The organism is Arsenophonus sp. aPb (assembly GCF_029873475.1).
In the GTDB taxonomy this organism is placed as follows: Bacteria; Pseudomonadota; Gammaproteobacteria; order Enterobacterales; family Enterobacteriaceae; genus Arsenophonus.
Genome location: NZ_CP123499.1, coordinates 2,263,635 through 2,277,402, shown reverse-complemented (window position 1 = coordinate 2,277,402; position 13,768 = coordinate 2,263,635). Strand labels below are relative to the sequence as shown.

Here is a 13,768-nt window from a genome sequence, read left to right as displayed (position 1 = left end):
TTAATCTGAACACCAGTAAAAACTGTCGTTCTCCAAGCATAGATGACGAACATACAACCAATCATGTATAAGTGCTGAAACATCTTTCCCTTTAGCGAGTTGAATCAGTAATAGCCATAGATCACGGATATTTTCAGGTACTTCCATAAATGTCGTCAGATTGATCTGTTGACTCATTTGTTCAATGCCAACGAACCAATTTGGCCACATCTGCGTTGCTGTTTGTTCTATTTGATGAATTTTATGCTGATAATCTCGCTGTTGATCTAAAGATAAACGCTTTTTTTGCTCAATTTCTTGTTGAATTGATGATTTATTGACTAATTCAGTGTGGGTTATGGTCCAAAATTCAGACTGGGCTTTTAGTTGATTAATATGCACTTGTAGCTGTATTAATTCATTTTTCAGTATCGGATAAGAGGGCGTTAAGCTAGTTAACCACCATTGATAAACTGGCTCTAATAGCCAGTAACGTAAAAAATGGGGTTCAGTTAAATTAATAGTATCACCTAAAAGATGATCCCAATTAATGGATTGTTGAGATGCAGTTCGAATAATAAATTTTAGTTCTTCACGTTTAAGCGGAATATTGCATTCCACTCGACGTCTGAACCATGTTGAAGCAAAAAACGATTCAAATAGCGCTCGTGGTAGTAAGCGTCTGAGTAGTTCAATTTGATGTGCATGAATGGGTTCGGCATGCTTATAATGAGTAATGACCTCATTTCCTAATATATGATTACGATTCAAGTTATTTGGATTTATTATAGTAATCTTTCTATTAGACAATACAGGGTTAGAATGCAAGCGATTGTTAATAGATCCCATCGTTATTTACCTTATTGTCCGTTATTTAATATTGCATAATATCGCTTTATCTTAATTAAACATTTTTTTTTCAGATTGTAATACTAGCCAATAATTTTTAATTATTCGTCATGATCACCTCGGGCACGACTTGGAGTAAAGCCAAATCTTTTACGATAACTTTGGGTAAAATAGGACTGACTGGAAAAACCGGCTTCCATTGAAATATCTACAATACTCAGATCGGTATTTATCAATAATTGGTGGGCATACATAATGCGTCTTTCACTGATCCATGCGCGGGGAGAAGTGTTATAAATGGTACTGAATAACTCCTTAAAGGTGGTTAGTCCCATACCAAATTCTCTGGCAAACTCATTAAGTTTCCACTCTTTTAAGTAATTATTTTCCATAAAAGATTGCAAACGCTCGGCTTGTCGATTGCTGAGTTGGCGAAATACTGATAACAGACTTGCACCCTGTTGCCCATGAGCAAGCAATAATAGTAATTCTTTAATGCGTAAGTCAATTAAGGCGCTATGGCAATCATAACTTAATAGTGTTTTTAATCCCTTAATACTTTCTTCCAATAATGGTGAATGGCTAAAGGCAATTAAACTGGCGGTATTATTTTCATCCCGCTTAATTTCACTTAATAAGGTGCCAAATCGGCTCATAAAATTTCTTAGGAAATCGTCATACAAAGGTATCCAGAGAAGTGTGCTAGCTTTTTCTTCAGTTTTTACCGTATAACTCCCTTGTCTGATAAAGATAATTTCATTACTCAATACTTGATAAGTGTTGGTGGGATCTTGCCAGCTAACTTTCCCATCTAACACAATATAAAGTCCCTTGTTCCGGTGTTCTATAATATTATAATTAGGCATATTCCACACAATTGTGCTCACAAGGCCTTCATCAAAACTGATATTGTCTTTCATATCATATAATATTCCGATTTTTTATATTACTGTGAAATTTCTTGGTATAGGTACCACAGATAATAGTGGTCCTAGACATAAGAATAATGCCATATTAAATTAGTCAATTATTTATAGGGTTTAAGTAATATTTTAATATCTCACTATGTTTGTGAGTTATAAATAATTATATATTTTATTTTTCTAATTGTCAGAATATATTTCCAAATATTAAAAAATATGTCCTTATTCACTTAATTGATAGAATGCTATGTTATCATTCGTTTTTTCCGTTTTTAATGATCGATAATCACCCAGTTAAGGTTAATAAAAATACTATCATTGTTAGTTTTTTGTTAATTATGATCTTTTTTTATTAAAAATTTGATCAATTTTAACATGTAAAATTAGACTTAAATTGTATTTTTAGGCTAAAAAATTTTTAAAAAAAGGTTTTAACGGCAATAAATTGCTGTTTTTTGCTTATTATTTGTTCAATTGATAAGTTTTTTAATGATTTGACTGGTTTATCCAGTTACTCATTAATAAGATAAGTTAATTTTATGTAAATTAAATGTATTTTTTGAGTAAAAAATAAGATTTAAATTTGGTTTTTACTCGTATTAGGTGTTAGCTTCATAATGGTAAAAAAATTAACGATAAGAATTTCTAACAGGTAAATAATCACCTACTTGATGATATTAACGATAATCATTTGTTTGATTGATTTGCATTAACCAATGTAGTACTTCAGCCATTGTCTCAATGGTATTTTTTGGAATATATTGATGAATAATACCTTCAACATATAAGCTGCGGGCTAACGGAATTCGTTGAATAATAGGGATATTTTCTTGTAAAGCAATTTTTTTTACTAATTGTGCTAAGGAATCTGTTTGTTTTAAGGTGACGATGGGTAAAGGGGTTTCATGTTTAACATAACGTATGCCAATTGCAATATGAGTTGGATTAGTGATAATGACTGAAGACTGTTTGACTTGTTGGCGGATGTTATTAATCAGTAGTTCTTTATGTAATTGTTTTCTTCTACCTTTAATTTCCGGATTGCCATCCATTTCTTTATATTCTTTTTTTATTTCTTCTTTGCTCATTTTTAACTGTTTAATATAAAAATGATATTCAAGACAATAATCTAAAAGTGAAATGATAATTAATCCTAATACGCAAATAATAGTCAGTTGAGTAAGTAATTGTCCAATAAATATTGGAATACATTTTAATCCACATTTTGGCAAGTGGAAAAAAAAATTAATATTTCCTTTAATAACAAACCAGACAATAAAACCAATAAAAATAACTTTTAATAATGATTTAAAAAATTCAAGTAAATTTTTAAGTGAAAATATTTTTTTGCACCGGCAATCGGATTAATATGTTTAATATCAGGTTTTAAAGATGATGGGTTAAGTAAAAAACCAAACTGAGCAAGATGAGATAATACAATAATAAGTATCGTTATGATTATAATTGGTAATAAAATATTAATCGCAATATGCCAGATATGGGGCACAATCCTCGCTTTTGCCGTTTGAAAATCTAGCAAACTACTGTCTTGTAGATAAGCAAACAGTGATAAAAAATGTTCAATAAAGAAGGAGGATAAACTTAATAGCAGTGATAACAAAATAACAATGATACAACTGGAAACAATTTCTTTACTTTTAAGTATTTGTCCTTTTTTGCGTGCATCTTTTATTTTTTTTGCGGTTGGGGCTTCGGTTTTTTCGCCGCTCATTATTTAGCTCATCATTAGAAGTAATGTTTTAAAACTTTTATTTATTTGATTTTGTATTATTTCTGCATTAAAAATTAATACACTAAAATAACTGACTAACAATAAACTTGAAATGGCCCCCTTCAAGGGCATAGATAAGATAAAAACATTTAGTGAAGGGGCAAAACGGCTAATGAGTGCTAATCCCCATTCAACAATAAACATCGCAATCACTAAAGGTGCCGCTAATAGCAGAAAGTTATCTAACATCAATTTAAATTGCTCAACGAAAAACACGCATAATTGCTGATTAAAATCCGGTAAAAAGTGATAGACAGGCCAAACGGAAAAACTGTGATAAAGGGTTTGTACCAGAAATAGAAAATTGCCACTAATAAAGAATAGCGTGGTAAAAGCTTGACTAAAAAATAATCCCATTGGCGAGGTTTGTTCATCAAACAAGGGGTTAACAATAGAAGCCATTGTGGTACCGCGTTGATTATCGATCATAAAACCGATAGATTGCATCATCCAGAAAGGTATTGTGGCAATAAAGCCGAAAAAAAAGCCCAATAATATCTCTTTAATAATGAGTAGAATGTATTCATTGCTACTGATCTTGAGGATTAATTGTGCATCAATGGTAGGTATTAAAAAAAATAATAAAGAAAATAGGATGCCATTTCTTAATAGGGTTCCGCCTAATAATTTTTTACTCAAAATAGGTAATGTGGTGAAACATCCCAATAACCGAGGAATAAACAGCGAATATGTTAATAAATAGTGTTGTAACTCTTGAAAAAGCATTATAAGTTTACAATCCGTTGAAAGATCAGATCAGTAAAACGATAAATTTCATTCCCCAACCAATCGGCAATGACCAGCAAAGTGACAATGACACTGATTAGTTTAAATAAAAAACCTAATGTTTGTTCCTGGATCTGGGTTAAAGCTTGAATTAATGAGACTAAAGTGCCAACAACAGCGGCAACCACAATAGGCGGCATGGAGAGCATAAAAACTAACCATAATGATTGTTCTGATAAATAAATAAAATCTAGACTATTCATCTTAACGTTACCCACCATAACTCAATATTAACCCGTGGCTCAGACGGCTCCAGCCATCAAACATAACGAAAAGAAGTAATTTGAAGGGTAAGGAAATTGTCATCGGTGAAACCATCATCATGCCCATTGCTAGTAGAATATTTGACACAATTAAATCGATAGCAATAAAGGGTAAATAGAGTAAAAAACCAATTTCAAAAGCACGAGTCAGCTCACTAATAGTAAAAGCAGGTAACAAGATAAATAAACTGTCTGATGAGACGCTATTGGCATATTTGGCTGGCCATAATTTAGCAATATTTTCGTTAAAAAATTCTTTTTCTCTGTCGTTAATATGTTTGGTCAGGAAAGATTTATAAGGTTTAGTACCTTCATCAAAAAAATATTCGAGAGAAGCGTTTGCCGATAAAGAGACCGGATTTTCGTTAAGAAAATCTTTGGTTGCGAGTGCGACAGGTGCCATAACATAGAGTGAAAGGATGATGGATAAACCATAAATCGCCATATTAGGTGGTATTTGTTGCACACCTAGCGCATTGCGTAGCAATGAAAAAACCATCGCCATTTTGACAAATGAAGTGGCCATGACAGCAATAAACGGAATTAGTGCTAATAAAATTAAACCAATAATCAGCGATAACTCATCAGGTAGTTGGTTCATGAAGAGAGTTCCCCATTTTCATCGCTTGGATTTGTTAACGGGCTTAACTCTTCGCTCTGTGCAAATAAGGGTTCGGTTTTTTTAGCAAATAATTCGACGACTTTAATGCCTAATCTTCCTTGAATCTCGACCAACTGTCCTTTGCCTAGCGGTTGTTGATTGGCGATAATTCTGACGTCACCATCAACTGGCACTGCAAGATCAATCAATGATCCCTCACTGAGATGAGTGAGGGCTTGTAATTCAATATATTGTCTCCCCACTTCAAAACGAATAGGAATTTGTATTTCTTCTAAGTTAGTTAGTGACTGATTAGCTAAATTATCGGTTTCAGAATACATATTAATAAGTTCCAATTGGTGAGAAGACAAAGAAACCCATGCCCAGGGTAAATGTTCAATATAGGCCAGTTGTTGTTGATGTTTTTTTGCGTAATGAGGTTGTAACAGGATATCGCCTATTTCCAACGTGTTAAGGGTATTTATCGTTAGGTAAATGGGAACCATACATATTGATAAGGTGACATTAAGCGGATATTTTTCTGCACTTCGCCGTTTAGGTAATAACCGCTGAATAGCTTCGATTTGCGGAAACCAGAGTGAAAGCGCTTTACCCGCCATATTGAAATGGCCTTTAATGCCTAATTTAGCTTCGGTGATATGCAGTGACTCAATATTCAGCCACTGTAATGAAGGAAAAAATTTTCCATGTTCTTTTAATAAACTGAGTTGTAACTCTAGCGGTAGGTAACTGAAATCGGCGCTGTCTAATGCTTCAGATAACCAGTTAGTTAACAGAGACTGATTGCAATAAGCGATAACGGTAGTATTTTTTAATAGTATGGTTAGCTTTAAATTATAGTTAGCATCGGCTTGTTCCAGTGTTAATGTTAATAATTGTTCAGCAAATTGAAAATGATGACGATATTGCATAAAACATTTTCTAAGCTGAAACTCTTGTTCACTGATAATAGGCAATGTGGGTATCTGCATTAAATCATCTCTTCTTCAACGTCATCGGATGATTGTGGCTGGTCTTTTGATCGCTCTTTTGACTGTTGATCATTTAAAATAACGAGTTGGATATGTTGATCAGGATGAATGCGTTGTAGCTTGTCAATGAGATCTTGTCGATGGTCGAGTAATATCTTTTGTCCCATTGTCTGGGCGACAAATTCGATCATAATATTTTGTTGTTCTTGTTGAATTTTAATTTGTAGATGTCCAATCTGCGGTAAGTTTAATTGGATGATTGGTGGCTGATAGTTTTTATTGACATCGACATTTATTACCGCATTGAGTTTGTTAAACAGGGTATTAAGTAACGAAGCCGAGGTTTTCTCATTATCGATGGTGGCCAACATTCTTTCTGTTGTAGTTGCCGCCGATAGGACGGCGGGCAAACTGGACGGTTCAATACTATTTTCCTGCCGCTTGTCTTTATTTTGCTCTTTATTAGCTGAATGCGATTTTTTTTCTGGCGGAAAAATAGCCTCTATTGGAACAGTGATTTTATTTAGATCAGCGCGCGATGATATTTTTTGTGTGCTAAGTGGCTGTCGCTTTTTGGCAGGATAAGTCATCACTATTTGCTCACCTATTGGCAAGTTTACGATAGGTTTTGCTAAATCAGCCGATGTTATTGGTTGATTGGTTATTGGATTGGCCGAGAAAGTATTAGCTGATAGTGGTGTTATTAGCGGATTATTTCGCCCAGCTTTATCCGTTGGTGGATTAGCTAAATGCGTCATTGACGGCTTGGCTGTTTGAACAGGCAATAAATCATCAGTGAAAAACGGCGTTTTTGTCTGGCTTTCTGGCTGAGATTTATCAACCAGTGAATGAATTAAATGGGCTATTGGCTGCTTCTGTTTGCTAGTAGATGGCGGTAATTTGTCATTATTGCCGGTTTTGGATGCCGTTTTATTGGCAGTAATGGTGTAGAGCGGATTGTCATAGTGTTGGCCGCAATTATCCACTATTTCTTCAGTAGTGATAGATAATCTGTGGCGTGTTTTATCTTCTGCCTGTGCGGTTGATTTTTTTTTAATTCCATGGCTGAACGAGTGAGCATCCTCTGATGGTTGCTCAGCTAATAGATAACTAGCAGCGGAGAAGTTTTTATCTGCTACTATAGGGCAGCCAGGCGTCGCTGAACCGGCTAATTTGAGTGCTGATTCAAATCTCTTTTTTAAAACAGGATCACTTTCTAATGGTAATTTGGTCGTTGAAGGTAGCGGCAAAGACTGCGGTTGTCGATCATGTGATATATGGCTGATCTGCTTTTTTTTCATATTATTTCCCTATAGATAACCTGACAAACTCTTCCTGCTCTTGTTCTTCTCGTCGTTCGTTTAATTGCTCAACAGCACATTTTTCTTGTTGTGTCAGCTGAGTAAATTTTTCTGTTTGCTGTATACAAAAATTGAGCTTTTTTCTTGATTCTATAAGTTGATTTTCTAATTGATTAATTTTATCGGTATGTATTGCAATATCTTTAATGAAGTTGTCTTTTTGCCATTGAAAGTATTGCAGTTGTGCCAGCCATTGATGCCATTTGGCGACAGAAATAGCCTTTTGCTGATACGCTTGAAAAAATTTTTCCTCCCGCTCTTTATGGTTGTGGTACAGCATATGTAATTGTTGCTTGGTTTTCTTTAATTGTTGTTGTTGTTCAGCAAGTTGATTTTTGTGTTGCAAAACCTGTTTTTCTGCTTTTTGTTTCCTTAGTTGTTTAATTTTTAATAAATGGGAAAATATCATTGACTGATTGCATCTAATTGGTTCAGGGTTAGGTCATAGCGACTTTTTTCATCGGTAGATTGACAAAGCCAGCTTTGAATTTGTGGATAACGTTTGATCGCTTCATCGGCCAACTGATCATTGCCTGGCTGATATTCACCAATTTGTAGCAATAATTCTATTTCTTCGTATTTGGCTAACCATTTTCTTAGCTGTTGTACTTGTTGTTGATGTTTTCGACTAATAACCCGATCCATCACGCGACTGGCTGAGCGTAAAACATCAATAGCAGGATAGTGGCTGGCAGCGGCCAATTTTCGTGACAGAATAATATGTCCATCTAAAATTGAACGGGTTTCATCGGCAATCGGTTCAGTCATATCATCGCCTTCAACCAACACCGTATAAAGGGCGGTGATCGAGCCTTTATCAGACTGGCCGGCACGCTCCATTAAGCGTGGTAGTTCAGCAAAAACGGAAGGTGGAAAACCACGTCGGGTTGGTGGTTCACCGGCAGCGAGGCCGATTTCTCGCTGCGCTCTGGCGAAACGAGTCACTGAATCCATCAACAACAATACGCGCATATTTTGGTCACGAAAATATTCGGCGATACTGGTCGCGACAAAACCGGCTTTGGCACGTTCAATAGCTGGGCGATCAGAGGTTGCTACAACTAAAACGCTGCGCTTTAATCCTTCTTCACCCAAATCCTCCTCAATAAATTCGCGCACTTCGCGCCCACGTTCACCAATCAATGCCAGGACTATTACATCCACATCGGCACTACGAATGAGAGAGGCGAGCAGGGTACTTTTACCACCGCCGGCAGCGGCAAAAATGCCCATTCTTTGCCCTTCTGCGCAGGTTAATAAGCCATCAATCGCTCTGATACCCAGGGAAAGTGGTTTTTCGATTAATTTTCGTTGCATGGGGGCGGGAGCATCACGGTAGATAGGATACCATTGTTCAGGTTCAATATAATTTTCTGCCGTAAAAGGATTACCTAATCCATCAAGTACTTTGCCTAATAGATGGCGGCCAACGCCAACTAGGTGAGTAGTTCCTGTTGGGCATACTTCCGTATAAATGGATAATCCGCGCGTATCGCCAAACGGAGTAAGGATAGCTTGTTGTTGTTTAAAACCGATGATCTCTGCATCTAACGATTCACCAGTATCACTATTGTATAATTTGCATAGCTCACCCACTTTAACGCCAGGCAATTGAGCAGTGATCAAGGTACCTGTAACTTCTGTCACACGTCCTCTAAGCAGTACTGGCCGGCATGTTCTAAGTGCCGCTAGCATTTTTTCTGGAATAGAATAAAGTTTAAGCTTGCTTTGCATTGTTTACCTCAATGCAAAACATATCGGAACAACAGCAATAAATGTTTAGTTTTTAGCACGGTTTTTTTTATTCCGGCCAGCTATTAAAAATAGCGACTTCTAATGACATCCAGCGAGATTATCTAACTCTATACTCATATCCAAAAAATAAATAATGAACAATGCATATGAGAAAAATAACTAGGTTAGATTCACCATCAGCAATAACGGCCATTAGCGACCATTTTTCTAGCGAAATTGTCGAGCATAACGAAATAGAACAAGTTTTGTTATTGCCGAATGGTCAAGCGGTAGAGGCACATTTTTCCCATCTATACCCGACTTTTTGTTTAGAGGCTGCATTATTAAATTATGTAACACCTAAGTTAGTTACGCCGTTATTAATGACACCTATTTTTTTTAAATTAACCATGGCACGTCTTAAACAACAATTAGCCGCTGTTAATTTGCCAGAAGTGGCGGTCGCTTATGACCTATTAATGGAACTGGCCAGTCTAGAGCGGCAATTGGAACTGGCAACCGGCTTACTGCATCGAGGATAAAGTTGATTTTAGATCCCATTACCCAAAATGCCTTATTACTGCAAGGATGGTTAGCACTGCAATATGGCCAGTTGGCGCGTAGTCAAATATTGCTTGAAGCCTTGTTAAAAATGGCGCCAGATGATTATCAAGCAAGAAAAATGCTTATTGTGGTGTTGTTAAAACTTGAGCTACCTGAACAGGTGCTGACGCATTGCGCAAAGTTAAAAAACGCTAACATCAATGAGGCTGAACTATGGCTATGTGAATCACAGGCCTATTTGATGATGGAACAACAGGAAAAGGCGCAACAGGCCTATCACAATTATCTGTTATGGAAATCTAATTGATGAATAAAGGAATAATGCTGTTGCAACAGCTTGGCCAACGTAAAGATATTATGTTAGCTATTTTACTACTTGCTGTCGTATTTATGATGGTATTGCCATTGCCGACGGTGATCCTGGATGTCCTAATTGCGATTAATATGACTATTTCAGTCGTATTATTAATGGTCTCGGTTTATATCACTTCGCCGTTACAATTTTCGGTTTTTCCGGTCTTGTTATTAGTAACCACCCTGTTTCGTTTAGCTTTAGCGGTCAGTACGACGCGAATGATTTTATTACAAGCTGATGCAGGACAAATTGTTTATACCTTTGGTCAATTTGTGGTTGGCGGTAATTTGATCGTCGGTATCGTGATCTTTTTAATTATTACCATTGTGCAATTTTTAGTGATAACCAAAGGTTCAGAGCGTGTTGCCGAGGTGAGTGCGCGTTTTTCGCTGGATGCGATGCCGGGTAAACAAATGAGTATTGATGGTGATATGCGGGCCGGTGTTATTGACATGGATGAAGCTCGCGAAAGGCGCAGTCAAGTTGAAAAAGAGAGTCAGATGTTTGGCTCAATGGATGGCGCCATGAAGTTTGTCAAGGGCGATGCCATTGCCGGCCTGGTCATTATTTTAGTTAATATTCTAGGTGGTATTGCCATTGGCGTTAGCCAGCGTGGTATGAGTGCTTCAGATGCGTTGAACCTTTATTCCATCTTGACGGTTGGCGATGGTATGGTTTCGCAGGTACCTGCATTATTAATCGCCATCACTTCTGGCATTATCGTTACCCGCGTCTCATCAGAAAACTCCGCCGATTTGGGCTCAGATATCGGCGAACAGATTATTGCGCAACCAAAAGCGATTTTTATTGGTGGCGTGTTATTAGTGTTATTTGGTTTGATCCCCGGCTTTCCGACCATCACTTTTTTTATTTTAGCGGCATTGATGACTGCCGGTGGTTACTGGTTAATTAGGCAAAATAAGCAAAGCGTGGAAAAACAACCGAGTGATATTAATACCTTGATCAACCAAGGTGCCGGTGCACCGGCGATTAAAAAGAAAAATAGTGCGCCGTTAAAAAACGATAAATTAGAACGACAGGAAGAGTTTGCTTTAACGGTACCGCTATTAATTGATTTGGATATTAAATTAAAAGAACAGTTAGAAGCCGTGGCGTTTAATGAAGAATTAATGCGTGTAAGAAGGGCGCTTTATTTGGATCTGGGAGTGCCATTTCCCGGTATTTATTTAAGATTTAATGATGGCATGGCAGAGGGCGAATATATTTTTGAATTACAGGAAGTACCTGTGACGCGAGGGATATTAAAAGCGGGTAAATTGTTGGTACAAGAGAATGAGAAACAGCTCAATTTGTTGGCTATCCCCTATGAAAAAGGCGACATGTTATTAACAGGCAAAAGAGCGCTTTGGGTGGAAGAACAATATTTAGAGCGATTAGTACGCTCAAATCTATCGGTGCTGACTATGTCACAGGTGTTAACCTGGCACTTATCTTTTGTGTTAAAAGAGTATGCTGCCGATTTTATTGGCATCCAAGAAACGCGTTATTTACTGGAGAAGATGGAATCTCACTATAGTGAATTGGTCAAGGAGGTACAACGTCTATTACCACTCTATCGGATCACTGAAGTATTACAACGTTTAGTCAGTGAAAATATTTCCATTCGAAATATGCGCACCATATTAGAGGCACTGGTCGAATGGGGGCAAAAAGAGAAAGATATTGTTCAATTGACGGAATATATTCGCAGTAGTTTGAAAAGGTATATTTGTTATAAATATGCTAGTGGTAATAATTTTTTACCGGCTTATCTCTTTGATCAACAACTAGAAGAAATTATTCGCGACAGTATAAGGCAAACCAATGCCGGCAGTTATTTAGCACTGGAACCCAATGTGAGTGACAAGCTGATGGAAAATGTACGTAATACCGTGGGTAATATCCAAAAGTTGGCCAATAAACCAGTGGTAATTGTTTCAATGGATATTCGTCGTTATGTGCGTAAATTATTAGAAAATGAATTTAATGAATTACCGATTTTATCTTATCAAGAATTAACTAATAAAATTAATATTCAGCCATTGGGGAAAATATTATTATGAATAGCGATCCCTTAGATAATTATTTTAAACAACAAGGCTATTTTGTCGCTCCCTATTATTGGCAAAAAAGCCATTGGCCTATAGGCTATTTTACCGTAATTAATAATATTGAAATTGCCTGGCGTTGTGAAGGAAGCCGAATATGGATTTTAATGTTAAGACGAAAAGAAAAAAATTTAGGCTTAGGTAATGCATTTAAGCCATTATATATTTTGGCCGATATTGTAAAAGAAGTATTAGGTGAACACTATTCTTTATATGGTCAAGTTAATGTATTAAGTCGATCACCTTTAACGCAACAGCGATTACAACAATTTTATCAACGCTGGACAGGGGCGGTTGAAGTTGACAGCGGCTGGTTTGAATTAGCAGTGGGTAAAGTGATTAGTTTAAAAGATAACAAAATTAAAAAAATATTATCCGCTAACTGACAGAATAGTTATTAAATTTACGTTAGATTGAAATAATAAAGAGATTTTAACCTTATTTATTTTAATAGAATTTAACGTGAGGATGATTTTATTATTTAATCACAGGGAATAGTTATGGCTACCATAAATGGATCTTCTAATAACGTAACAAACCAAAATTATATCAATAATCTTTTGGCACCGACAACTGCAACGCCGGATATTAATAAAATAACCAATGCAATTATCAATAAATTAGCTCAATCGGGCGTAAGAGTAGAATTAGATCAATCGGTGGCCGGTGGTAAGCAAACGTTAGATGCCAATATTGCTGCTGACAGGGACAAATTAGAACAATTATTTAGTCAGATTTTTCAATTGGCGCTGCCACGTAATATAAAAAATTTAACTGATGCCGAAAATGATATTCAAAATTTTATGGCAAAGTTAGATAGCCAACGACAAGGTGCTTCCTTGGTATCGGCCAATATGCTGTTAACCGTGATAGAAAGCTACTTTTCTTATGCCAATCTGGATGAAGATATTATTGCTGTGTTTGCCGAAAATATGGTCTATCACGATAATAAACGTAAAGAGCTGAAAACTGAACTGGAAGAAATTTCTGCTGAGATGAAAGTTTATAGTGTTATACAGTCGGAAATTAATAGCGCGTTATCAGCCGCCAGCTCACAAACAATTAATACCGATCAGAATGGTATCAATTTAATGGATTATCGGCTTTATGGCTATTCGTCGGCGGTAGAATTTCAAACTAAAGCTGAATACACGCTATTGCAAAAAATTGCGCCATCCTCAACCACGGTGACAATAAAACAATTTTTACTCAGTGCTGATAAAAAGAGTGGCGCGATGGGTCGGGTAGAGAACACCTATAAGTATGATAAAGATAATAACCGGCTGGCTAATTTTTCTACTATGGTCAGTGATCGTTCTCGGCCATTGTCTGACAGTATTAGTGAGAAAACCACTCGATTGAATGATATTAGTGGACGTTATAACGCCGCCATCGAAGCACTCAATCGTTTTATTCAAAAATATGACTCAGTTATCCAGGATATTCTGAGAGCAATTTAAG

Annotated in this window: 14 protein-coding genes and 1 pseudogene; 5 read left to right on the top strand and 10 right to left on the bottom strand. The window is 36.4% G+C overall.

Going from position 1 to position 13,768, the window contains the following annotated elements:
- The 10 genes and pseudogenes from QE177_RS10265 to sctN form a co-directional block, all read right to left on the bottom strand.
- Positions 1-828 carry a T3SS regulon anti-activator ExsD domain-containing protein gene (locus tag QE177_RS10265; protein ID WP_280549340.1) on the bottom strand — a complete coding sequence of 276 codons (828 nt, stop codon included), beginning with the start codon at positions 826-828 and terminating at the stop codon, positions 1-3.
- Positions 829-929: 101 nt separating this feature from the next.
- Positions 930-1,748, bottom strand: coding sequence for an AraC family transcriptional regulator (locus tag QE177_RS10260; protein WP_280549338.1), 819 nt, complete (start codon positions 1,746-1,748; stop codon positions 930-932).
- A gap of 680 nt (positions 1,749-2,428) precedes the next feature.
- Positions 2,429-3,483 (bottom strand): annotated as a pseudogene (gene sctU / locus QE177_RS10255) (type III secretion system export apparatus subunit SctU).
- Between the two features lie 3 nt (positions 3,484-3,486).
- Complete coding sequence (gene sctT, locus QE177_RS10250) at positions 3,487-4,269, bottom strand: type III secretion system export apparatus subunit SctT (protein ID WP_280549336.1); 783 nt, start codon at positions 4,267-4,269, stop codon at positions 3,487-3,489.
- Positions 4,269-4,532 (bottom strand): type III secretion system export apparatus subunit SctS, encoded by a 264-nt coding sequence (gene sctS, locus QE177_RS10245; RefSeq protein ID WP_280549334.1) that lies wholly within the window; start codon positions 4,530-4,532, stop codon positions 4,269-4,271. Before sctS ends, sctT begins: the two co-directional genes overlap by 1 nt.
- Positions 4,533-4,539: 7 nt before the next feature.
- Positions 4,540-5,193: a type III secretion system export apparatus subunit SctR gene (sctR, locus tag QE177_RS10240; RefSeq protein ID WP_280549332.1), complete on the bottom strand. Its 654-nt coding sequence runs from the start codon at positions 5,191-5,193 to the stop codon at positions 4,540-4,542.
- Positions 5,190-6,185: a type III secretion system cytoplasmic ring protein SctQ gene (gene sctQ / locus QE177_RS10235; protein ID WP_280549331.1), complete on the bottom strand. Its 996-nt coding sequence runs from the start codon at positions 6,183-6,185 to the stop codon at positions 5,190-5,192. The genes sctR and sctQ overlap by 4 nt, the downstream gene beginning before the upstream one ends.
- Entirely contained in the window at positions 6,185-7,486 is a 1,302-nt protein-coding gene (locus QE177_RS10230) for a hypothetical protein (RefSeq protein ID WP_280549329.1), read from the bottom strand. Before QE177_RS10230 ends, sctQ begins: the two co-directional genes overlap by 1 nt.
- 1 nt (position 7,487) lies before the next feature.
- The gene (locus tag QE177_RS10225; RefSeq protein WP_280549327.1) at positions 7,488-7,955 is read right to left on the bottom strand and encodes a YscO family type III secretion system apparatus protein; all 468 of its coding nucleotides are present in this window, start codon (positions 7,953-7,955) and stop codon (positions 7,488-7,490) included.
- Entirely contained in the window at positions 7,952-9,241 is a 1,290-nt protein-coding gene (sctN, locus tag QE177_RS10220; RefSeq protein WP_280552266.1) for a type III secretion system ATPase SctN, read from the bottom strand. The genes QE177_RS10225 and sctN overlap by 4 nt, the downstream gene beginning before the upstream one ends.
- A gap of 206 nt (positions 9,242-9,447) precedes the next feature.
- On the opposite strand from sctN, the gene QE177_RS10215 reads away from it, so the two are divergent.
- The 5 genes from QE177_RS10215 to QE177_RS10195 all read left to right on the top strand — a co-directional run bounded on the left by QE177_RS10215 (position 9,448) and on the right by QE177_RS10195 (position 13,767).
- A complete protein-coding gene (locus tag QE177_RS10215) occupies positions 9,448-9,822 on the top strand; it encodes a hypothetical protein (protein ID WP_280549325.1) in 375 nt (124 codons plus the stop codon).
- Between the two features lie 2 nt (positions 9,823-9,824).
- Entirely contained in the window at positions 9,825-10,151 is a 327-nt protein-coding gene (locus tag QE177_RS10210; RefSeq protein ID WP_280549323.1) for a type III secretion protein, read from the top strand.
- Complete coding sequence (sctV, locus tag QE177_RS10205; protein ID WP_280549322.1) at positions 10,151-12,262, top strand: type III secretion system export apparatus subunit SctV; 2,112 nt, start codon at positions 10,151-10,153, stop codon at positions 12,260-12,262. The genes QE177_RS10210 and sctV overlap by 1 nt, the downstream gene beginning before the upstream one ends.
- On the top strand, positions 12,259-12,693 hold the full coding sequence (locus tag QE177_RS10200) for an LcrR family type III secretion system chaperone (RefSeq protein ID WP_280549320.1): 435 nt from the start codon (positions 12,259-12,261) through the stop codon (positions 12,691-12,693). The genes sctV and QE177_RS10200 overlap by 4 nt, the downstream gene beginning before the upstream one ends.
- 114 nt (positions 12,694-12,807) lie before the next feature.
- Complete coding sequence (locus QE177_RS10195) at positions 12,808-13,767, top strand: virulence-associated V antigen (RefSeq protein WP_280549319.1); 960 nt, start codon at positions 12,808-12,810, stop codon at positions 13,765-13,767.
- Position 13,768: the final 1 nt, after the last annotated feature.